We start from the raw sequence: 21,902 nt of genomic DNA, 5'->3' as shown, positions 1-21,902 counted from the left end.
GTGCTATCTCTGGCGCTGTGCGGGGCTATTGGCGGGGGCGGGTTTGCATCGAGATCTTTTGGTTTTTTAAACGATCGCCAAGCAAGCCCGCACCTGCAGATAAGGGGGCTATTTCGGCGGGTTGATCGTGTCTACCAGTGCGTACGCACGTTGGGTCGCCGGGCGAGCCTTGATGCGCTCAAACCACACTTTCAGCGCCGGGAAATCATCCAGGTTTTGGCCTTGAAGTTCATGTGACACCGTCCACGGGTAAATCGCCATGTCAGCAATGCTGTATTCGTCGCCCGCAACAAACTGACGGCCTTCCAGTTGCTTGTTCAACACACCGTACAGGCGAGCTGTTTCGTCGGTGTAGCGCTTGAGCGCATAAGGGATTTTCTCGGCCAGGCGCTTGAAGTGATGGTTTTGCCCGGCCATTGGCCCCAGGCCACCCATTTGCCAGAACAGCCATTGCAAGGCGACTTGCCGCCCACGCAGGTCTTTAGGCAAAAACTGACCGGTTTTTTCCGCGAGGTACAACAAGATTGCGCCAGATTCAAACAGCGACAGCGGTTCACCGCCATCGGCCGGCTCGTGGTCGACAATGGCCGGAATGCGGTTGTTTGGGGCGATCTTCAGGAAGGAGGGTTCGAACTGCTCGTTTTTACTGATATTGACCGGGTGAATCGTGTACGCCAGGCCCGCTTCTTCAAGAAACAGAGTGATTTTGTGGCCGTTTGGCGTAGTCCAGTAATAAAGATCGATCATGAAGGGCTCCAGAAGGGAAGATTCACACAGCAGTCGCGGATCTCTGCAAACGCCTGTTTTACTCCCAATGGTCCCTTGGTTACAAAAGGTTTACGCAGCCCCTGAAACAAACGCGCCGCACGTGCTCAAGGCAGGTGCGGCGCGGGCAGAGCGGTCTGAAGAATCAGGCGCCGTGGCACTTCTTGAACTTTTTACTGCTGCCACACGGGCAAGGATCGTTACGACCAATGTCTTTCAAGGCGTTGCGCACCGGCTCTTGTGGCGCGTGCCCGCAGTTCGGGCCGTGTACATGGCCGTGATCGTGGTCATGATGGTCATGATCGTGGTTGCAGTCTGGGCCATGAACGTGGGGTTGCTGGGTCATTACTCAATCACTCTGGAATAAAATCGCCGGGCATTATCTCGCCTTTACGCACCACGTGCACGTCGTAACCGAAGAACAGGCCGGTCTGTAACGTACCGTCGAGCCGATAAGGGATCGGCTCGTCGGGCGACTCAAGCAATTTGATCAGCGGGCGCATGTGTTGCCACAGGTTGGTCCGCACCGGCACCACCAGATCTGCATGGCTGTTGGGTTCGACACTGAACCAGCGGCTGTACTCACCCTCAGCCAGTTTTACCGGCCCTAAATAAAGGGTGTAGACCAGCCCGCGCACGGTGAGGGTGGAGTCGTTCGGGTTGTCGATTCTAAAGTGCAGCTTGAAACGTTGTTCCAGCAGTTTGGCCCGGACCAGCTCGACACGCTCCAGTTTTAACTGGGGGTCTTTGTCATCTGCGCCAAACCACGAAGCGCAGCCTGACAGCGCCAGGATCATCACCAGCGCAAGGGTTTTGGTTAAGCGAGCTTTAGAATCCATTCTTTACTCCCGGCTTATTGGCCGAAGAAACCCGCGCAGCATTTTTTGAACTTCTGCCCGCTGGCACAAGGGCAACCATCATTGCGGCCCACTTTGAGCGGCACCGTCGGGTCGATGAAGTACCAATGGCCTGCATTCTGTACAAATGAGGAGCGTTCCCGATGGCTGTGCTCGCCATTGACGTCATGCCAGCGCGCGGTAAAGGTCACAAAGGCATGCTCTGGCTGACCACCGAAAACCTCGTTGCTTTCAACGTCCAGGCCCAGCCAGGTGCTTTGAGCGCTCCACTGCGCGATGGACGGGCGATCGAGCCCGGCTTGCTGCACAGGCAGCGTGGTCTCGACCAGATAGTCAATCAGCCCCATCACATAGGCGCTGTAGCGCGAGCGCATCAGGGTTTCGGCGCTAGGGGCCGGGTGCCCGGCGTGATAAGTCCCGCAGCAGGCGCTTAGCAAGTTGCCGCTGCCACACGGGCAAATAGATGTGCTCATCGGCTTACCACCAGTACTTGCCAAAGTTTTCCGGGTTGGCCCAAAACCTGGCGTTGAGCCAGTCGGGTACTTGTTTGTATTCGCGTAAGTCGTAAGTAAAGAGGGTCAATATCTGTTCGTCACGCTGAAAACGCTCATTGTTTTGTAGGGCTAAAGCGAAAAAGTCCGTTTCTTTCCAATCGCAAGCTGTGAGATCCGCCAACACGGCGATGCGGCTGGCGTTCAAGTTACGAATTCCGCCGAGCAATTCCAGGCCTTCGCGCTTGGACAGGTGCTCCAGGCAGTCGACTGCCAGGGCCAAGTCGAAACGTTGTGCCGCCACGTCGGCAGGCAGTGCGCCGGGCATTGCCTGGGCGACATGAACATCAGGATGGGCCTGTTTATAGGCCTCCAATGCCGGGAACTGGCTGGCGCCGACCACAAGGACACGTTGTGGAGAGTAAGTGTCGAGCAACGCCGCTAACGCTTGCTGAGGTGTTCGTGTGGAAAAAGCAGGGGTCGTCATCTCAAGTCCTCAATCAGAGCGCACAAGACTAGCCTGCCCGGAGCCTGTGGCCTAGGTCTGTCAGCGTTTGATTCCGAGCAGGTGCTAACGGGGTACCACCTTTCATCACCACTTGCAGCGGTAAATATCTGAAAGGTCCTGTGACCGCCCAGCCAACAAAGGAATGTCCATGTCGATGCCAGCACGTCCCGCTGCACCTATTCAAACCCTCTCCTCGCCTGTCCAGCAGGCGGTTTATACGCATTTTGCCAGTCGTCCTGGTATTGAAGAACTTATTCGCACCACGCTTCTGGCTGCGCTTACTGAGCGCTACCCGACCCTGACGGTGGATCTGGCCAGTACACGGCTGGCCACCCCTCATGAGAGTGGCGTGTGGGGGTTGCCTCTGCTCATTGATCAAGTGATGGCCTACCTGGTCAATGGTGCTTCGTTTGAGATCAGCGAAATTATCCCCCCGCTTAATTATTATTTTTTGTCTGATCATCAAGGCAAGCGGCTCAAGCTCGCTGACGGGCATGATGTCGATATGAAAGTCGTGGAGACGCTCATTAAAGAGTTGCCCTGGCGTCTGCCGATAGAGGTTAAAAGTGCACTGACCGGATATTGGAATGAGCCTGTCGAGGGTGATGTCAGCCGCTGGAGATGGCTCAGTAGTGTTATCAAGGATACGTTGACGCTGAAGGTCATGCAGTCAACCGCACTGAGCGACCCGGAGCTGGAGACGGTGCGTCAGGTACTCGACTATGCGCAGAGTGAAGAGAGGATCAGCCGTTACGGTGACCAGGCCACTCGCGTCTATTACCTGCAATCTACGCTGACCTACCCGGGGCGGGCTGAGAGTCTTGTTACGCCCCATGTTTTGTTAGTGCGTTATCCGCAAGGGCTAGCAATGCGGCCACTGGTCATGCTGTGTTTGCCAGATGGGAGCATTGAAACATTCAGTTCAGTTGAGTCGGCCACCCAGTCCAGAGCCCGTGTTGCCGAGGCCTTTTATGCCGTTGATAGCATAACCACCAAACGCTACGAAATTGACGGCGACGCCTTTGATACTCAAGCGGGGTTTATCCTCGGCAAGCAGTTAAGCAACCTCTCACAGCTGAAGTTGCCCACGACTGTGGGCCTTCAAGCGCTCAAAGCGACCTGCTTACAGATCACTGATGCCTCAAGGTTTTTTCTCAACGCCAGCGCACCCCCGCCGGACGCCTTGAGCCGGGTGCAATCGAAGCTTGCGCAGTGGCTAACAAAGGCATCCAGCGCGGATCAAGCACGCTACCGTTCCTGGAGTATGGCGCTGGCCAGTGCAAAAAAAAGTGCTCAAGGGCTGAGTTATCTGAGCGGTATCCCCGATATTCACAGCTTTGTTGTGAACTCGATCAAGCAACAGCTTTTACTCGATCAGCAACGTTTTGAGCAGCCTGTCCAATACGCGCAAGCATTGGCGGGTTGCGAACCGGACGATATCGAGCTGACATTCTTGCTGGTGACGGGCGCATTCGCGCCGGGCAGCACCAATGTCTCGGGTGTGACTGAGCGGGTGAAAATGACCCTGATAGAACTGGCCCTTAACAATCTCTCGGGTAAACCCCAGGGCGAGCTCATTAAGGTAGAACACCGCAGTGGGCTACCTCTGCCAGCATGGTTCACGGCGTCTTACATCACCCAAGGTAGCGGGCTGATTGAGGCGGTCGATATTGGTAAAAACTACCCTGAAAAGCTGAAAGCTTACTTGCTGGATGACCCGTCATTAAGCGCCGATCGCGAAAAGCGCTTTTCTGCACAGCTCAAATGGCAATTACCGCTGCAAGCCTTGGAGCTGAGCCTCAAGGGAGAGTCCGGGATGACGCCTTTGGGCGCACGTTATGTGGCGGCAATCATGCAGACAGAAGCCTATAACCGTTCTGTTGACGGCCAGACCATCGTGATACGTGCCTTGGCGTTACTGAGCAGTGCAGAGGCCAAGCCAGATGTCGTGAGCAATATGTTCATCATCGAGCCGTTGAATCTCGAAGGAGGGCCGCATGTCTTGTATCGGCCTCTGTATGAGCAGTCGTTAGTGGAATTTACCTCTCGTACCGCGCTGATGGAGGCCATTGCAACGCCTTCTGAGCTGCAAACCAGTGTTCTGACCTGGCTGACCGATAGCGCCCGCACGATGTACGACAACGGGGGGTTCAAAGAGCCGCATTTCGTACGTTTTAATCTGGAAGATGACTTTGCGGTGACGACGTTTGAGAAGCCTGAACCCGCGACGCTGGCTGTGAATGGTGACGGTAGTGACCTGGCCCAGCATCTGGGTAATGGCCAACTTTTGCCTTACCTGTATCAAATCAATGCGCTAGCGCTGGTGCATCAGGCTGATCGCGATACCGTATCCAACCGAGAAAGCAGATGGCGCCTTTTTCTGGAGGGGGCCAATCTTTTTTTCGATATTTTTATGCTGCCCTATCTTCGTGGGCCGGTGATGCTCACAGCCTGGTTCCTGCTGCTGGTCCAGGCACTCGCCCGGGATGTGCCTGCTTTGAGCAGTGATGACGCGGTAACCCGTGAGCTGGCCGTTGTCGATTTATTACAAAATCTGGCGATGGTTTTGCTTCAAATGAGAGCAATCGCTCCTCCACTAGCAAGCCCGCAAGCAAGGTCGACCCCTTTATTGCGTAAAGCCCCTGTCCCGCGACGTATTTCCAAGGAGTGGCCGCCGCGGCCTCCTGCCACCGTCAAGGACGGTGTCGTGTTCATGCCTGGGGAATGGCAAAAAAAAGCCATTGAAGATCTGGATTTCAGTTTTGCCAGTGCCAACAACCGGCTTACGCCTGATTTGCGCAAAAAACTTGAGGCCCTCGCAGTACCTAAGCCTCAAGCCCTGCCATTGCCCGAACGCTCGGATGCCTTGGCTGGCCTCTATTTAACAGACGGTGGCGGTTATGCCTTTATTGAGGGGGCTTATTACCCCGTGCAGATCGATGCAGGCGAAGTGAGCATTGTGGGCGGGCCAGCGTTGCAATCTGATGCGCAGGGACGCTGGACAGTGGATCTGAAAATGCGCTTGAGGGGTGGCGCTCCGGGTAAGCAGGTAAAAGCTGTGCGTGAGCGCAAGGCCCAGCGTGCGACTGAGCTGGGAGATGAATTGACTGCCTTAAGGGATAAATTCGACAGTGTAAAAACAAAAATTAATGTTTATGAAAATTTAATGAAACTGTTTGAAAGTGATTCGCGAAGAACAGCGGAAGAAGTATTGGATCAGCGTCAAAAGTATGTGGCAGAACTGATGTCAGGTCTGAGTGTTGTGGAATCGTTGTTTGGTGCTATCAAGGAAGTCAAGGAGTTAGGTGTTGTTTTTTCAAATCAGAATATTGTGAATTACATAGGCGAAATTATTAATTTTCTCAGTACTTGTTTGGCGCAGGTCAGTAGGATGCGACCAGTTCTTGATGCTAAGTGGCAGGCTTTGGATTTAAATTACCAAGGGCCTTCTTCTTCCAAAGCCAGTGTGGCGTACGCAAGATTGGTTGTGCATAGAGAATATATGAATGGCATTATTAAGTTTGAAAATCAAAGAATCGAGTGGCTCGAAAAAACAAAAAAATACAGTGATGAGGTAGCTGGGTTTGGAGCGGAGGGCAGAGAAGCGTCAGAGCGCTTGCACGAAAAGCTCGCGAAACAGGAATTAACGCCGTTGCATATCAAACAATTTTTAGTTGCGTCGTTAGTGCGCGTTAGTGTAAATGTTTTTAATAGTGCTCTTACGGTATCGCTGATAAAAATAGCCTCACCACTGCGTGAGTTGATACAGACTCACGATCAACTCAATAAGCTGGATTTTTCTCCCCAAGAGCGCCTGGATGTATTGAACAGTCTGGTAGAACAGTACGGCCATGTACTTGATGGCATTTTAGACTTCAGAGTTGTGCATGCTGAAGAAGTGGAGGCTGAAGCTTTTCAAGCGTTTGTTGATATGGTGGTAGGCGTCTATAAAGACGCAGAGCAGCAACTGGCCAATGAGCTGGAACCCCTTAAAAAGTTAAGTGCAAAGAGTAAAGACAAAAAGCAGTCTTTGTCCTCTCGACCGCAAAAACGTATTTTTAATACGCGCAATAAAGGGCGTTTGATTGGGGATTTGAAACCGCAACAGGCAGGCGCAACGGGTGAGGAAGTAGAAGTCCGTACTGATCAAGATAATGAGCTGCTGTCTACCTATATTAAAAAAGGAGATGAGTGGGACCTTGTCTCTGTCGCCCGTTCTGACGCGCCAATCCTACCGGGTCGTAAATTGCCTGAAATTAAAAAAGAGGCGCTGAAGCTTTATGACATGGCTGATATTCATCTCAAGCGTTCAGAAGGCCTTATTAATAGCGCCAGGTACCCTCAAGAGGCCGAAGAGACGCTGTTACATGTGGCTGAGCGCTTGAGCCAATGCGCTGCCGAACTTGAAGAGGCCAGCAGGGCTGACACTGAAAGCTGGCGCCAACGTGAGGATCTGGAGTTAGTGGGGGGCATGCGAGCCAGAGCGCTGGACATGAAAGCCAAGGCGCATGACTTGCGTGTTCGTTTAAGCCTGAAACTCCCCCCGACCCATGGCACTCTTCAATTCTTGCTTGAAAAGAGGCTGGTGAGTATCACGTTGAATCGTAAGCGTTCGAAGCTTAAACGAGACTTTATTGATGAGTACGCGATCAAGGATGCTGCTGGCAATTTTATCTGGTGCGCGCATTTTCACTATAAAGACGCCACTACGCCCAAAGCGGATTATGCGGTGGCGCACCTCAAGCTCTGGAGCCAGCGAACATCTGATTATTGGTCGCTGAAGGAAAAGGCGAAAAACCAGCACGATGTGGTTGAGGTGCATCGCGGTCAGATCGGCAAGAACCTTGCCGAACAATGGTTTTTGCCGTTAACCACGTAATGACATGAGCTACGGGTTAAATGCCTCAACTGCGTGGCGTGCGCAGTGAGGTATTTTTGCAGAGACCTCTGGCGCAGCTATCCTGCTAGCCGTTAATGTTCGCTTAAAGAAAAACATAGAAAGGGCTGTTGCATGAAGGTGCTTTGGGGGCTGGGGAAGGTGCTGACGTTGTTGTTCTGGGTTGTCGTTGCGATCAACGTTTTCAAACCCTTGAGCAATCCGTTCGACCTGCTGATCAACCTGGCAGGTAGTCTGCTGTTTTTGACTCATTTGCTTGAGCTGCTGCTGTTCAATAGCAGCCTGCAAGGGCGCCCACATCCTTGGCGTGACCGACTCTACATCCTTTTGGTAGGCATCCTGCACGTACAAACTCTCCCTAAATCTTCCGGACAGGGCAACAGTCATGCGTAAGTTATGTTTAATGGCAGCCCTTTGCAGTCCGTTTGCCCATGCCGAGGTGGTGCAGGTCGAGGCTAACTCGATGATGCGTCTGCCCGCGAATGTGGCCGTTCTGACACTCGAAAAACTCGATGTAGCGGACTACGGCACTCTGCTGATTCCGGCGGGTGTCAGTCAGGTCAACATTGATCAACTGCATTTGGGGCATGAGTCACGCATTGTCATCGTGCCGGCCGAGCGTGGGATTGAGCTGCGTGTAGCCAATGCCGAGCTGGGTGAAGGCAGCCAGATCAGCACGCGCGGTGCAGCGGGGACGTTTGAAAAACCGGCCAGACCTGCCCGTGATCTGAGCCTGAGAATCGAAGCGTTGCAGGCCGATCAACTGTCCATTGACGCCCGTGGCGGCACTGGCGCACCGGGTTTTGTCGGGCTTGATGGTGGCAATGGCGCTGAACCGGGTTGCACCTGGGGATCAGCCGGAGCAGGCGCCAATGGTGACGACGGCGGTAATGGGCATCAGGGAGCTGCGGGCGCACAGGTACGGGTCGAACTGCCCCGAGACTTCCCCGATGAGCAGATCAAAGTACTGGTCGACGGCGGTGCAGGCGGCAAACCCGGCGCGGCCGGCCGGGCAGGTGCAGGTGGTAAATCCAAGGGCTGTATTGTTTACCGTACCGATGGCGGCAAATCGGGTCGCCCAGGTCAAACCGGGCAACCGGGTGATGCTGGCCCGGCAGGCGCCGTGACGGTCCAGCGGTTGTAAGAAGCGCCCACTCCTCGCGATTTTTAAACATCAAAAGATCGCGAGGCAAGCTCGCTCCTGTCAAACATGAAATAAGTGATTGATTCTAAAGGCCCTGTAGGAGCGAGCTTGCTCGCGATCTTTTGATCTTTATCTAAGAGCACCCTTCTCCCTAGCCCTCTCCCGAAGGAGAGGGAACCGATTGGGGGGATGCTTACGATATTCGCTGTCCTGTTTGATGCGCGACAGCGCGGCGTCGAAGACGGGGCGGCCACTCCTATCAAACACAAAATAAGTAATTGATTCCTAAGGTCTTGTAGGAGCGAGCTTGTCTCGCGATCTTTTGATCTTGATCTGGCTTTTGATCTTGATCTAAGAGGCCCCGTTAAACCACGCTGGCCGAGCGCAGGTTTTGCGCAGAGGGTAACCCGGCAGGACGCCGGGTTAGCCGTGACACGGCCAGGGATGGCTGATCGCAAGGCCTGTGGTGAGGGCATGCCGAGCCACAGCGAGGCACCGAGGGGTTGGGGCAAAAAGCGTTTGGCCACTTTGCGCTTTTCAAAGTGGCACGGCGTAAGGCCGGAATTCTAAGTGGCCGTTACCGCAGCAACGGATATGTACCCAAGAATCCCGAGGTGGATGGTTTTTACGGCTGCACGCAGCCGATCGCAGCCTTCGTACCTCGTCAGCGACTACAGTAACCTGTTTGCTGCGCGACAGCGCGGCGTCGTAGACGGGGGCGGCAACTCCTACAGTTAGGAGGTAGCGACCCCTTCAAAACATCGGGCGCGCCCCGGCAATCGCCACCAGCGCGAGACCTATTAGCAAGTTGCACCCGACCAGGCGGCGAATCCGCCCCATCACCGCCGCGCCTGCCGCCCATTCCTGAGCCTCAACGGCCTTGCGCAATTCGGGCAGTTGCAGTGATTGAATGCGGATAAACAGGGCGACCATGACGATGTACACGCCCATCATGATCTGCACATAACGGGGCGCCGTTTCGAACCCGCTAAAGCGCATGTGCAGCAGGCCAACACCGCTTATCGGCAAAATAACCACCGCGACCCACACCCAGCCAAAAAAACGTTGAAACACTTCAACCCACAGTTTTAGCCGGGCAGGGCCTTCAAGGGCCGTCATTGCGGCGGGGCGCAGGATCATCCAGGCGAAAAACATCCCGCCCACCCAGATCAGGGCCGCCAGTAAATGCAGGCTGTAAGTAACAGCGAAGGTGGTCATTGGGGTACTCCGTTCGGCGCAGGATCAATTAGCGGGGTATGATAGCGGCCATTCGAACCACTGAAAATTTATCCAGCGTTTCTTGCGCCCGAAGAACCATGATTAGTACCGAACTCAAATCCCAGATCCAGGGCGCTTATTCGCGTTTTCTCGAAGCCAAGAGCCTCAAGCCGCGCTATGGCCAGCGTCTGATGATTGCTGAAGTCGCCAAAGTGCTGGGCGATATCGATACCGACGAAGAAAACCATCGTACCGGCGACCCGGCGGTGGTTGCCGTTGAAGCGGGCACCGGTACCGGTAAAACCGTGGCTTACAGCATGGCCGCCATTCCGACCGCCAAGGCTGCGGGCAAGCGCCTGGTGATTGCCACGGCAACTGTCGCCCTGCAGGAGCAGATTGTCTACAAAGACCTCCCGGATCTGATGCGCAACAGCGGGCTGAATTTCAGCTTTGCGCTGGCCAAGGGTCGTGGGCGTTACATGTGCCTGTCCAAACTCGACATGCTGCTGCAAGAAGGCCACGCGCAAACCGCGACCGCGCAGCTGTTTGAAGAGGAAGGCTTCAAGATTGAAGTCGACGAAGCCAGCCAAAAACTGTTTACCAGCATGATCGAAAAGCTGGCCGGCAATAAATGGGACGGTGACCGCGACAGCTGGCCCCAGGCGCTGGAAGACCAGGACTGGGCGCGCCTGACCACGGATCACAGCCAGTGCACCAGCCGCCATTGCCCGAACTTCGGTCAGTGCGCCTTTTACAAGGCCCGCGAAGGCATGGGCAAGGTTGATGTGATCGTCACCAACCACGACATGGTGCTGGCTGACCTGGCGTTGGGCGGTGGCGCGGTTTTGCCTGACCCGCGTGACACGCTCTATGTGTTCGACGAAGGTCACCACCTGCCAGACAAAGCCATCGGTCACTTTGCCCACTACACCCGTTTGCGCTCGACCGCTGACTGGCTGGAGCAAACCGGCAAAAACCTCACCAAACTGCTCGCTCAGCATCCGTTGCCGGGCGACTTGGGGCGTTTGCTGGAGCAAGTGCCGGAGCTGACCAAAGAGATCAAGGCCCAGCAACAATTCATGTTCAGCGCCTGTGAGCAAATCGCTGACTTCAAGGTCGGCGAAGAGCCAGAAGGCCGTGAACGCCCGCGCCACCGGTTTGTGGGTGGCGTGATCCCTGATCACCTGCGTGAAATGGGCATTGAACTGAAGAAGGGCTTTTCACGCCTGACCGACGTGTTCACCCGTTTGACCGACCTGCTCAAGGACGGCATGGAAGGGGAGGTCAACATCGGCATCTCCAGCCAGCAGGCCGAGGAGTGGTACCCGTTGTTCGGCAGCCTGCTGTCGCGGGCTCAGGGCAACTGGGAGTTGTGGACGGCCTTTACCACTGAAGACCCTGAAGACAACCCGCCCATGGCGCGCTGGCTGACCCTGGCTGAAAGTGGTTCGCTGTTCGACATCGAGGTTAACGCCAGCCCGATTTTGGCGGCCGAGATGCTGCGTCGTAACCTGTGGAACGTGGCCTACGGTGCTCTGGTGACCTCGGCGACGCTGACCGCACTGGGCACGTTTGATCGCTTCCGCATGCGCGCCGGTCTGCCGAAAACCGCAGTCACAGCGATTGTGCCGAGCCCGTTCCATCACGCTGATGCGGGGGTGCTGCGTGTACCGGACCTCAAGGCTGACCCGCGCGATGCGACTGCGCACACAGCGGCGATCATTCGTGATCTGCCGGGGCTGGTAGAAGGTTCGCGCGGCACGTTGGTGCTGTTCTCTTCACGCAAGCAAATGCAGGACGTTTTCGACGGCCTGGAGCGTGACTGGCGCAAGCAAGTGTTTATCCAGGGCAACTTGTCCAAGCAAGAGACCCTGAATAAACACAAGGCGCGGGTGGATGGCGGTGACTCCAGCGTGTTGTTCGGCCTGGCCAGTTTTGCCGAGGGTGTGGACTTGCCCGGTGCTTATTGCGAGCACGTGGTCATCGCCAAAATCCCCTTCTCGGTGCCCGATGATCCCGTTGAAGCGGCCTTGGCAGAATGGATCGAAGCCCGTGGCGGTAATCCCTTCATGGAGATTTCAGTGCCCGATGCATCGCTCAAGCTGGTACAGGCCTGCGGGCGTTTGCTGCGTACCGAACAGGACCGCGGCACCATCACATTGCTCGATCGGCGGCTGGTGACCCAGCGCTATGGCAAGGCGATTCTGAATGCCTTGCCGCCGTTTCGACGCGAAATTTCATAAGTGCAAGCCGGCGTCCATGCCGGCCTTGCTGTCGTCTATGCTGTGAGCTTCAAAGCCTCACAGGCCGTATTTGGCCGTTAGGGAGAACCAGATTCATATGATTCGCCGTTCACTGTCTGCAGCTTTTGCGTTGCTGGTCACGACCCCGCTGTTGGCGGCGCCTGCCGGTCAACAAACCCTGTTCAATTTCGTTCGCCCGGCCGATGTGGTGCAAGTGGCGACCGTGGATGCGAACTTGCCGCAGTACAACGCAGAGCAAACGGCGGAAGGTGAAGTACTGCGTCGTGTGACCTTTAACCCGGCCGCAGCCCCCAGCTTGCGCCTGACCCCGCAAGCCGGTGTGTGGGACTGGTCGCAATCGGGAATGATGACCCTGCGTATTCAAAACGCCATGAACTGGGCCCTCACGCTCGATGTGACGGTGCAAAGCAAGGACGGCAAGACCCTCACCAGCCGTGTTGACCTGCCGGCCGGCCCTGCGCAAACCCTGTTGCTGCCGTTGCAGGCCAACTCTCCCCGCAGCCAGGGCATGCGCGCAGGCCCGCCGATGCCAATGACTATCGAGGGGCAACGCAGTTTGCTGGCCAGCAGCCAGGGCGAAATTGACCGCAGCCAAGTGATCTCGGTGACGTTGTCGATTCCGCAGCCCAATGCCGCGCAAAGCATCCTTCTTGAGCGCTTCGGTGTGCAGGACGGCGCGGGTGTGATCAAGACCGTTTATGGCTCGATTGTCGATGGCTACGGTCAGTCCACTCGGGCCAAATGGCCAGAGCGTGTGTCCAGCGATGAGCAACTCAAAGCCTCAGCAGCCAAAGAGCAGCAACAGCTCAAAGGCTGGCTGGCGGCGCGCAGCGGGCTGGATCAGTACGGCGGGTTGCTCAAAGGCCCGGCGTTTGACGCGTCGGGGTTTTTCCGCACAGAAAAGCGTAATGGTCGCTGGTACCTGGTGACCCCTGAAGGTCATCCGTTTTACTCGTTGGGCCTGAACGCCGTGACCGCTGAGGACAGCCAGACCTACGTGACTGGGCGTGAGTGGATGTTTACCGATTTGCCCAAGCCCGGTGCACCTTTGGCCGGTTATTACGGGACTTCGGATCATGACAGCAACAACGGCTCCTCCCAGGGGCGGGCGTTTGATTCGGGGCGCTGGTACAACTTCTACGCGGCCAACTTGCAGCGCCTCTACGGTGAGCCGTGTGCGGTCGGTAAAACCGAGCCGGGCGCCGATCCCGCAATTCCTTGTGCCCCTGAAGCCTTTGATGCCAAGCGTTGGCAGGCTCACACCCTGGATCGCCTGCAAGCCTGGGGTTTTAACACGATTGGTAACTGGAGCGACCCGGCGCTGGGCCTTAACGACCGCGTGCCTTACACCTTGCCGTTGTCGATTGTGGGTGATTACAACAGCATCAGTACCGGCACCGATTGGTGGGGCGGCATGCCCGATCCGTTTGACCCGCGCTTTGCCATGGCCACCGAACGCGCAGTGGCGATTGCCGCCCGTGATCACCGTGATGACCCGTGGCTGATCGGCTACTTTGCCGATAACGAACTGGCGTGGGCTGGCGGCGGTGACGACCCTCAGTCACGTTTTGGTCTGGCGTTGGGCACCTTGCGCATGACCACGGATGCGCCGGCCAAGCGTGCGTTCCTCAAGCAACTGCGCGACAAATACCGTAACCAGCAAGGCCTGTCCAAAGCATGGGGTGTTGATATCCCTGCGTGGGAGTTGATGGAAGACCCGGGGTTCAAAGGCCCGCTGCCGAACGCAGAGCATCCGGAAATTGAAGCGGATTACACCTACTTCCAGAAAGTCTTTGCCGATGCTTACTTCAAAACCATTTCCGATTCGCTGAAATGGCATGCGCCGAATCACTTGTTGCTGGGCGGGCGCTTTGCGGTGAGTACCCCTGAGGCCGTTGCGTCGTGCGCGCAGTATTGCGACGTGCTGAGCTTCAACTTCTACACCCTGCAACCGCAGGACGGTTATGACTTCGCCAAGCTGCGTGAACTGAACAAGCCGGTGATGATTACCGAGTTCAACTTCGGCTCCCGCGACCGTGGCCCGTTCTGGGGTGGCGTGACTGAAGTGGCCAGCGAAGAAGCGCGTGGCCCGGCGTATGCGAAGTTCATTAAGCAGGCCGTCGCCGAACCGTCGATTGTCGGGGTTCACTGGTTCCAGTACCTGGACCAGCCGGTAACCGGTCGCTTGCTTGATGGTGAAAACGGCCACTTCGGCATGATCGGCATCACCGACCTGCCGTTCACCGGTTTTGTCGACAGCGTGCGCAAGACCAACTTGCAAGCACTTGACCAGTTGGGCCAGGAGGCGGCTAAAGCCCAGGTTGACGCCGACAAAACCCTCAAAGCTCCGGTGCAAACCCCACAAGACGCCAACGGCGGCCGCTCTGGTGCGGGCCATGCAGGCGGGCATTCGGGCAAAGGTCACTGATATTTCTGATTAGCGGCGATACATTTTGTCGCACCAGGGGGCTTTGAGCTTCACTTCTTGGCGTCGGCGACTAAGGTTTGCGTTCCAATTGAAGGGAATCAAACCAATGGACGCAAAAGGATCGTGTGACAGTCGGTTTGCTGCGGTGCAGCAAGCCTTCGAAGAAATCTTTGATGACCCCCAGGAGCGCGGTGCTGGGCTGTGCATCCAGGTCGGCGGCGAGACGGTAGTCGACCTGTGGGCGGGCGTGGCGGATTTAGAAAGGACCAAGCCCTGGAACCGGGACACGCTGGTCAATACCTACTGCGCGATAAAACCTTTCACTGCGGTAGCCACCTTGATGTTGGTGGAAGAGGGCAAGCTGGCGCTTGATCAGCCAATTTGCCATTACTGGCCCGAGTTTGCCCAGGGCGGCAAGGATCAGGTCACCTTGCGCCAAGTGTTGTCGCATACCTCCGGGACCCCTGCCTTGCGTTTGCCGAGTCGCACGCCCGAGATGTATGACTGGGATGAGATGGTCAAAAAAACAGCCGCAGAGCCATTATGGTGGCAGCCCGGTACAGAACTTGGGTACGGCGCCACGACTTACGGGTGGATTCTCGGTGAATTGATCCGTCGGGTTGATGGCCGGGAGCCCTGCCGGTTTATTCGCGAGCGCATTACCGAGCCCAATGGATTGGAAGTACAACTGGGAGTGGCTGAACAGGACTTTCACAGAATCGCCCACTTTGGCCGGGCTGAAGGGCGTGAAGGTGACAGCTTTGCGATAGCTTTGCGGCATGTGATGTCCAAACAACCCGAGCACGTAGCGACACTGGCATTTACCAACCCTGCTGTAGGCCCCAAACAAACCACGGATCCTCGCTGGTGGTCTTACCGTCAACCGGGTGTGAACGGCCATGGCACGGCTCACGGTCTGGCCGGTTTTTACAGTGCGCTGCTCGGTGGGCGTCTGATTGGCCCTGAACTGCTCAGCGAGTTCACCCGCGAGCACAGCAACAGCATGGATCGCGTGTTATTGCGCCCGATGCGCTATGGGTTGGGCTGCATGTTGGAGCAGCAAGCTGACCAGGCCGCGTCCAAGTGCATGGGCCCCAATACCTTTGGGCATGTCGGGTTGGGTGGCCCCGTCAGTTTTGCAGACCCGGAGCGGGATGTGAGCTTTGGTTTTGTGACCACAACCATTGGTAGTCATGTTCTGCTGGATCCGCGTGTCCGCAAGCTTGCCACGTTGGCCTACGCCGCACTTTAACGTTCTCGGGCGGCCTGATAAGTGCTTCAGATTGCGATCTTCAACCCCGTGAAGATCGCAGTCTCTTGCAGCGTTCGACCAGGCCGCTGCCCCGGACTTTTTCACAAAAAATCCATCTCACGCCTGATACCCTGCGCACCTCGATGAAAATGCCCAGAAATTGTGCGTTCTGACCGGCTTGCTCTGTTTCAAAATCCTACCGGTACTGGAACAATGCACGCCTTGTAGAGCCATGCTTGATCCAGGAGGTAGGGGTGCACATTCAAGGGTTTCACGACCTTAAGTTCGAAGCCGTGCGTGAGGCGTTTGCTGATTTGTTTAACGATCCGCAAGAGCGCGGAGCAGCACTGTGCATCCAGATCGCGGGCGAAACAGTGCTCGATCTGTGGGCCGGTACGGCTGACAAAGACGGCGAGCAGGCTTGGCACACAGATACCATCGTCAATCTGTTTTCGTGCACCAAGACCTTTACCGCAGTGACGGCCTTGCAACTGGTCGAAGAGGGCAAGCTGGCACTGGATGTTCCCGTTGCTCGCGATTGGCCTGAGTTTGCAGCGGCTGGCAAAGAGTCCATCACCCTTCGCCAGTTGTTGAGCCACCGTGCGGGTTTGCCTGCGCTGCGTGAATTACTGCCGGCTAGCGCGTTGTATGAATGGCAAACCATGGTCGATGCATTGGCCGCAGAGGCGCCATGGTGGACACCGGGCGAAGGTCACGGGTACGCCGCGATTACCTACGGCTGGTTGCTGGGTGAGCTGATTCGTCGTGCAGACGGTCGCAGTCCCGGGCAGTCGATTGTGGCCCGCACGGCCAGGCCATTGGGGCTGGACTTTCATGTCGGGCTGGCAGATGAAGAGTTTTACCGTGTTGCGCATGTTGCCCGCACCAAGGGCAACATGGGTGATGAAGCGGCCCAACGGATGTTGAAAGCGATGATGAATGCTCCGTCTTCCATGACGACACGGGCATTTACCAATCCGCCGTCTATTATGACCAGCACCAATAAGCCGGAGTGGCGTCGTATGGAACAGCCCGCAGCGAATGGTCATGGTAATGCGCGAAGTTTGGCCGGCTTTTATAGCGGGTTGTTGGAGGGGACATTGCTGGAAGCCGAAATGCTTGAGCAACTGACCCGTGAACACAGTCTGGGCGAGGATAAAACCTTGCTCACCCGGACGCGTTTCGGGCTGGGCTGCATGCTGGATCAACCGGGCGTACCCAATGCCACGTTTGGCCTTGGGCCAAAGGCGTTCGGTCACCCTGGAGCAGGTGGTTCAATTGGCTTTGCCGACCCTGAACGCGAGGTTGCATTCGGGTTTGTGACTAATTCACTGGGGCCTTATGTATTGATGGACCCACGCGCGCAAAAGTTGGTGAAAGTATTGGCACAGTGTTTATAACCGGGTTTTTATAAACCGTAGGTCGGAACGCGATAGCTTTTATGTGTTCAATACGTTTTTTTATATGGGCGTAGTGCCTTTTATTTTTAATTCATTGTGTGGATATTCAATGTCATCTAATAAGACTCTCGCTCTGGCTCTTTGCCTGGCTATTACCGGTTGCGCACAAACTCCACAGAATGACGCCGAAGGTGGCCACAAATGGTGGCAGTTCGGGTCGTCTGATCAGGCTTCGACCGCCGGGGACAAAACTGCCGGCGCTTCAGCCAAACCAACGAACACGCCAACAGCCAAAACCGCTGCTGCCCCAGCCCCTGCAGCGGCGCCTGCGCCAGTAGCCGCCGCAGCCAGCACGAGCAAAGACAGCGGTTCTAGCTGGTGGCCTTTTGGTGGTGGCGACACGGCCAAAAAAGACGCCCCGGCTGATAAAGCACCGGTGGTTGCCAAGGTAGCCTCGGCGCCTGCCGCGCCAAGCACGTCGAAAAACTGGTGGTGGCCGTTTGGTGGTGATGACAAAGCCACCAAAGCCGCACCTATTGGCGTGATACCGATGCCGGATCCGAAAATCACCCAAGCCTGGCTGGACGAGTACGAGCCGCGCCTGCGTGTTGCCATCAAAGACTCTAACTTGCAGTTGGAGCGTCGCGAGAACTTGATCGTGATCGTCGCCGCTGCTGACAGCGCGTTCAAACCTACGCGTCCGGATTTGCTGATGCCGTCCATGCTCGGCCCGTTCACCCGTGTGGCCAAAGTGGTCGAAGGCGATCCTAAAACCGCTGTACTGGTACTCGGTCATGCCGACGCTTCGGGCACCATGGCAGCCAATACCCGCTTGAGCCTGGACCGCGCCAAATCGGTGGCTGCGATCTTCCGCATGAGCGGTCTGCAAGGTAACCGTTTAACCCTGCGTGGCATGGGCTCTGTCATGCCGCGTGCGGCGAACGACAGTAACGAAGGCCGTGCATTGAACCGCCGCGTAGAAATCATGATGACCCCGCAAGCCACCATGTTGGCGCTGGTCAGCAAATACAGCCAACCGGTACTAACCCCTGAAGAGCTGGTTGCCGCTCAACCGGCCGTAGCGCCTTCGACGCTGGCCAAGACAGGTTCTGTGTCGACCACCAAGAAAGCAGCACACGCCAAGAAAGCCGCACCGGCTAAAAAAGCTGCCCCGGCCAAAAAACCGGTAGTGGCCAAAGCCGCAGCGGACAAAAAAGTCGCTGCCAACGATCAGAACAAGAACTGATTGTTTTAGGGAAGGATTGCCCTCATGACCCAAGCGCTGGCCGATATGCGCCGCGATTACACCCGTGACGGGCTGGCCGAGGCGCACGCCCCGGCCGAGCCTTTTGCGCTGTTTCATCAGTGGTTCAATGACGCGGTAAAGACCGAGCAACCGCCGGTTGAGGCCAATGCCATGACCCTGGCCACGGTGGACGCCGAAGGGCGTCCGCATTGCCGGGTCCTCTTGCTCAAAGGGCTGGATGAACAGGGTTTTACCTTTTTCACCAACTACACCAGCGCCAAGGGTGAGCAGTTGGCAGCGCGTCCTTTTGCCGCCATGACGTTCTTTTGGCCCACCCTGGAGCGGCAAGTGCGCATCGAAGGCCAAGTGGTCAAGGTGACACCGCAAGAGTCCGACGCTTACTATCAGGTGCGCCCCTTGGGTAGCCGGATCGGGGCCTGGGCATCACCGCAAAGCCAGGTGATTGCAGACCGTGAGGCGTTGACCACACTACTGGCGGCCACTCAGGCACGTTTTAGTGACACGCAGCCGCATTGCCCGGAACACTGGGGCGGTTATCGTTTACTGCCACAGCGTATTGAGTTTTGGCAGGGGCGCCCGAGCCGCTTGCATGACCGGCTCAACTATCGCCGTGAGGGCGCTGCGTGGGTACGTGAGCGACTGGCGCCTTGAAAACCTTATAAACAACGGTAGCGTGCGAGTCAAAACGGCTATTTCGCGCTACCCTTGTGGTTAGTTTACAAGCGCCTGTCGCCCACGCTGTGTCTGTACAGGCGCTGAATAAAGACCACATTGTCTGCGCTGCGCGGTGACAGGCACCCGGTTGCAGAGTTTAATGAATCCCTGATCTTTTGGAGTTGATCCTATGCGTAAGACCGCACTGTTAGTTGCAGCTTTTTCGACCATGACAGTTCTGTTGAGCGGCTGTGCCTCGAACTTGACCGGTGACACCTATTCGCGTGATGAAGCGCGTCGCGTACAGACCGTACGTACCGGCACTATCGTTGCCCTGCGCCCTGTACAAATCGAAGGTACCAAAACCCCAATCGGCGCCGCCACAGGTGCTGTGATCGGCGGCGTTGGCGGCAGCGCCATCGGCGGCGGCCGTGGCAGTATCGTGACTGCAGTGATCGGCGCAGTAGCCGGTGGCCTGCTGGGTTCGGCTGCTGAGTCGGGCCTGACCAAGACCCAAGGTGTTGAAATCACCGTTCGTGAAGACGACGGCAGCACCCGTGCTTATGTTCAACAGGTTGAGCCGAACCAGGTATTCCGTACCGGTGAGCGCGTACGCATCATGACGGTTGACGGCACCAGCCGCGTGACCCAATAAGCTGTAGCTGGGCACTAAAATAAAACCCCGGCCAGTGTGAACTGGCCGGGGTTTTTTTATGCGCGGGTGCAGCCAGCCGGGTTGGCTCAGGACGAGCGTCTGAACGCCTGTTCGGCACCTGACAGCGATATGGCGATGCGATCCAGCAGCCTTTCGGCCGAATACTTGGGAGCGATACTGCACACCACGACGACAGCCAACCCCAGCGCCAGTGCCGGGCGAGGTATTTTGCCGATGTTGGACTGGCTCAGCATGAGCAGAAAAATGAATGCGGCGATCGTGCCTACCAACGCGCCCGCGATGGCTTCTGACAAGGGATGGATGGTCAGGGCGATGTAGTTGATGCTGAACCACCAGGTCAGTATTACCCCGACCCCGAAGGCCGGCCAGCGCAAACGAGGGTTAATTTGCTGGCACAACAGGCTCAACATCACGGTGAACACCAGACAGGTATTGGTCGCATGCCCGCTGAACACCGCAATGTCGAGGCTGTGCAAGCCAATTCCCCAGCCCTTGAACAGGATTTTGGTCACGCCCACGATGAAGTAGGCAGACAGCAGTACACCCAGCCACAACACCGCGATTTTTTTAGAGGCCGCAGCCCACAGCCAGGCTGCGATGACCAAGGCTGCCGGGAACATCACACTGATGCCCCCGTACTGCACAAATTGAAGTTTTGCGTCCACATTTCCCTCGTTGGGCGACAAAAAACCATCAGGGGCAACACCGGTTAACGATGCTGCCCCTGTGAGAATCCCTGTTGATGTTGAGTTACGCGTCTGCCTGTTTACGGCTGAAGATGGCGGTAACAGCGTAGCCAATAAGGGCCGCGAGGATTGAGCCGGTCAAGATCCCCATGCGGTCCATGCCGACGTACTCACTGCTGCCGGGCACAAATGCCAGTGAGCCAACGAACAGGCTCATGGTGAAGCCGATGCCACAGAGAATTGCCACCCCAAACACCTGGCCCCAGTTGGCACCTGCCGGCAATGCTGCCAAGCCTGCTTTGATAGCGATCCAGGTCAGACCAAACACACCCACGGTTTTGCCGATCAGCAAGCCAGCGGCAATGCCCAGCGGCACGTGGTGAGTGAAGCTGTGCAGATTGACACCGGCCAGCGATACGCCCGCGTTGGCGAAGGCAAACAGCGGCAGAATCCCGTAGGACACCCAGGGGTGCAGGGCGTGCTCAATCGTCAGCAACGGCGAAGTTTCGGCGTTTTTGGTACGCAGCGGGATGCAGAACGCCAAGGTTACGCCTGCCAGCGTGGCATGCACGCCGCTTTTGAGCACGCAGACCCACAGGATCAGGCCGATGATCATATATGGCGCGATCTTGATCACGCCCATGCGGTTCATCACGATCAGGGCAATCAGGCAGGCCGCTGCCAGCAGCAACGACACGCCGGAGAGTTCGCTGGAGTAGAACACCGCAATAACGATGATGGCTCCCAGATCGTCGATGATCGCCAGGGTCATCAGGAACAATTTGAGTGAAACCGGTACACGCTTGCCCAGCAAAGCCAATACGCCGAGGGCGAAGGCAATGTCGGTGGCCATGGGGATCGCCCAGCCATCGAGCGCATCGGGGTAGTCTTTGTTGAGGAACCAGTAAATCAGTGCCGGCACTACCATCCCGCCAATGGCCGCTGCGCCAGGCAGTACGACCTGGGAGGGTTTGGACAGGTGGCCTTCAAGCAGCTCGCGCTTGACCTCCAGACCAATCAGCAGAAAAAACAACGCCATAAGGCCGTCGTTGATCCACAGCAGTGAAGGTTTGGCGATTTGCAGGGCACCGATCTGCACGGCCACAGGCACATCAAGAAATGCCGTGTAGTAGTGCGAAAGCGGTGAGTTATTGATGATTAACGCCAGAGCCGCAGCTGCAATCAACAGCAGACCGCTGGCAGCTTCCATCTGAAAGAAACGAGTGAAAGTGCTACGCAGAGGCAAGGTGGCTCTCCAACGAATGGTTATTAGGTGCGACACCCTAACCTGTGCGGATAGTTGTTAAAACAAAAACTATATTCTTTTTTGTTATAAGCAACGTATTGATCCCACACCGTCTACGAGACTATCAGCTATGTATCTAAATAAGTCGG

At 56.5% G+C, this 21,902-nt stretch carries 18 protein-coding genes; 10 read left to right on the top strand and 8 right to left on the bottom strand.

Features of this window, described 5'->3' with window-relative positions; all coding sequences use genetic code 11:
* Positions 1-108: 108 nt before the first annotated feature.
* From GHO25_RS03275 to GHO25_RS03255, 5 genes are all read right to left on the bottom strand, one after another.
* Positions 109-747, bottom strand: coding sequence for a glutathione binding-like protein (locus GHO25_RS03275; protein ID WP_048369438.1), 639 nt, complete (start codon positions 745-747; stop codon positions 109-111).
* Positions 748-910: 163 nt separating this feature from the next.
* Entirely contained in the window at positions 911-1,111 is a 201-nt protein-coding gene (locus GHO25_RS03270; protein ID WP_082148713.1) for an SEC-C metal-binding domain-containing protein, read from the bottom strand.
* 7 nt (positions 1,112-1,118) lie between these two features.
* The gene (locus GHO25_RS03265) at positions 1,119-1,604 is read right to left on the bottom strand and encodes an LEA type 2 family protein (protein ID WP_048369440.1); all 486 of its coding nucleotides are present in this window, start codon (positions 1,602-1,604) and stop codon (positions 1,119-1,121) included.
* Positions 1,605-1,618: 14 nt separating this feature from the next.
* Positions 1,619-2,095 carry a YchJ family protein gene (locus GHO25_RS03260; RefSeq protein WP_153389886.1) on the bottom strand — a complete coding sequence of 159 codons (477 nt, stop codon included), beginning with the start codon at positions 2,093-2,095 and terminating at the stop codon, positions 1,619-1,621.
* A 4-nt stretch (positions 2,096-2,099) separates the two neighbouring features.
* On the bottom strand, positions 2,100-2,600 hold the full coding sequence (locus tag GHO25_RS03255) for a DUF6231 family protein (RefSeq protein ID WP_048369442.1): 501 nt from the start codon (positions 2,598-2,600) through the stop codon (positions 2,100-2,102).
* A 169-nt stretch (positions 2,601-2,769) separates the two neighbouring features.
* Here GHO25_RS03255 and GHO25_RS03250 point away from each other — a divergent pair, with 169 nt between their 5' ends.
* The 3 genes from GHO25_RS03250 (at position 2,770) to GHO25_RS03240 (ending at position 8,662) form a co-directional block, all read left to right on the top strand.
* On the top strand, positions 2,770-7,500 hold the full coding sequence (locus GHO25_RS03250) for a dermonecrotic toxin domain-containing protein (protein ID WP_153389885.1): 4,731 nt from the start codon (positions 2,770-2,772) through the stop codon (positions 7,498-7,500).
* A gap of 132 nt (positions 7,501-7,632) precedes the next feature.
* Positions 7,633-7,911, top strand: a complete 279-nt coding sequence (locus tag GHO25_RS03245; RefSeq protein ID WP_048386507.1) for a DUF1145 domain-containing protein — start codon at positions 7,633-7,635, stop codon at positions 7,909-7,911.
* Positions 7,904-8,662 carry a collagen-like protein gene (locus GHO25_RS03240; RefSeq protein ID WP_153389884.1) on the top strand — a complete coding sequence of 253 codons (759 nt, stop codon included), beginning with the start codon at positions 7,904-7,906 and terminating at the stop codon, positions 8,660-8,662. The genes GHO25_RS03245 and GHO25_RS03240 overlap by 8 nt, the downstream gene beginning before the upstream one ends.
* A 753-nt stretch (positions 8,663-9,415) precedes the next feature.
* Here the strand turns inward: GHO25_RS03240 and GHO25_RS03235 are convergent.
* Positions 9,416-9,880 (bottom strand): CopD family protein, encoded by a 465-nt coding sequence (locus GHO25_RS03235; protein ID WP_048369445.1) that lies wholly within the window; start codon positions 9,878-9,880, stop codon positions 9,416-9,418.
* Between the two features lie 98 nt (positions 9,881-9,978).
* Between GHO25_RS03235 and dinG the strand changes: the two genes are divergently transcribed.
* From dinG to GHO25_RS03200, 7 genes are all read left to right on the top strand, one after another.
* On the top strand, positions 9,979-12,123 hold the full coding sequence (dinG, locus tag GHO25_RS03230; protein ID WP_048369446.1) for an ATP-dependent DNA helicase DinG: 2,145 nt from the start codon (positions 9,979-9,981) through the stop codon (positions 12,121-12,123).
* Between the two features lie 97 nt (positions 12,124-12,220).
* Positions 12,221-14,572, top strand: a complete 2,352-nt coding sequence (locus GHO25_RS03225) for a beta-galactosidase (RefSeq protein ID WP_153389883.1) — start codon at positions 12,221-12,223, stop codon at positions 14,570-14,572.
* Between the two features lie 106 nt (positions 14,573-14,678).
* On the top strand, positions 14,679-15,824 hold the full coding sequence (locus GHO25_RS03220; protein WP_048369448.1) for a serine hydrolase domain-containing protein: 1,146 nt from the start codon (positions 14,679-14,681) through the stop codon (positions 15,822-15,824).
* A 254-nt stretch (positions 15,825-16,078) separates the two neighbouring features.
* Positions 16,079-17,224 carry a serine hydrolase domain-containing protein gene (locus GHO25_RS03215; RefSeq protein ID WP_178109965.1) on the top strand — a complete coding sequence of 382 codons (1,146 nt, stop codon included), beginning with the start codon at positions 16,079-16,081 and terminating at the stop codon, positions 17,222-17,224.
* A gap of 109 nt (positions 17,225-17,333) precedes the next feature.
* Positions 17,334-18,470, top strand: coding sequence for an OmpA family protein (locus GHO25_RS03210; protein ID WP_153389881.1), 1,137 nt, complete (start codon positions 17,334-17,336; stop codon positions 18,468-18,470).
* 24 nt (positions 18,471-18,494) lie between these two features.
* Positions 18,495-19,142, top strand: a complete 648-nt coding sequence (pdxH, locus tag GHO25_RS03205) for a pyridoxamine 5'-phosphate oxidase (protein WP_153389880.1) — start codon at positions 18,495-18,497, stop codon at positions 19,140-19,142.
* 193 nt (positions 19,143-19,335) lie between these two features.
* Positions 19,336-19,800 carry a glycine zipper 2TM domain-containing protein gene (locus tag GHO25_RS03200; RefSeq protein WP_048386517.1) on the top strand — a complete coding sequence of 155 codons (465 nt, stop codon included), beginning with the start codon at positions 19,336-19,338 and terminating at the stop codon, positions 19,798-19,800.
* An 86-nt stretch (positions 19,801-19,886) separates the two neighbouring features.
* On the opposite strand, the gene GHO25_RS03195 is transcribed toward GHO25_RS03200, so the two are convergent.
* On the bottom strand, positions 19,887-20,486 hold the full coding sequence (locus tag GHO25_RS03195; RefSeq protein ID WP_323368929.1) for a hypothetical protein: 600 nt from the start codon (positions 20,484-20,486) through the stop codon (positions 19,887-19,889).
* 85 nt (positions 20,487-20,571) lie between these two features.
* Positions 20,572-21,753, bottom strand: coding sequence for a Na+/H+ antiporter NhaA (nhaA, locus tag GHO25_RS03190; RefSeq protein ID WP_048386524.1), 1,182 nt, complete (start codon positions 21,751-21,753; stop codon positions 20,572-20,574).
* Between the last annotated feature and the right edge of the window lie 149 nt (positions 21,754-21,902).

It is taken from the genome of Pseudomonas sp. FSL R10-1350, from assembly GCF_009600525.1.
GTDB classification, from domain to species: Bacteria; Pseudomonadota; Gammaproteobacteria; order Pseudomonadales; family Pseudomonadaceae; genus Aquipseudomonas; species Aquipseudomonas helleri.
The sequence above is the reverse complement of the archived record's forward strand: the minus strand, read 5'-3'. Positions and strand labels throughout refer to the sequence as shown.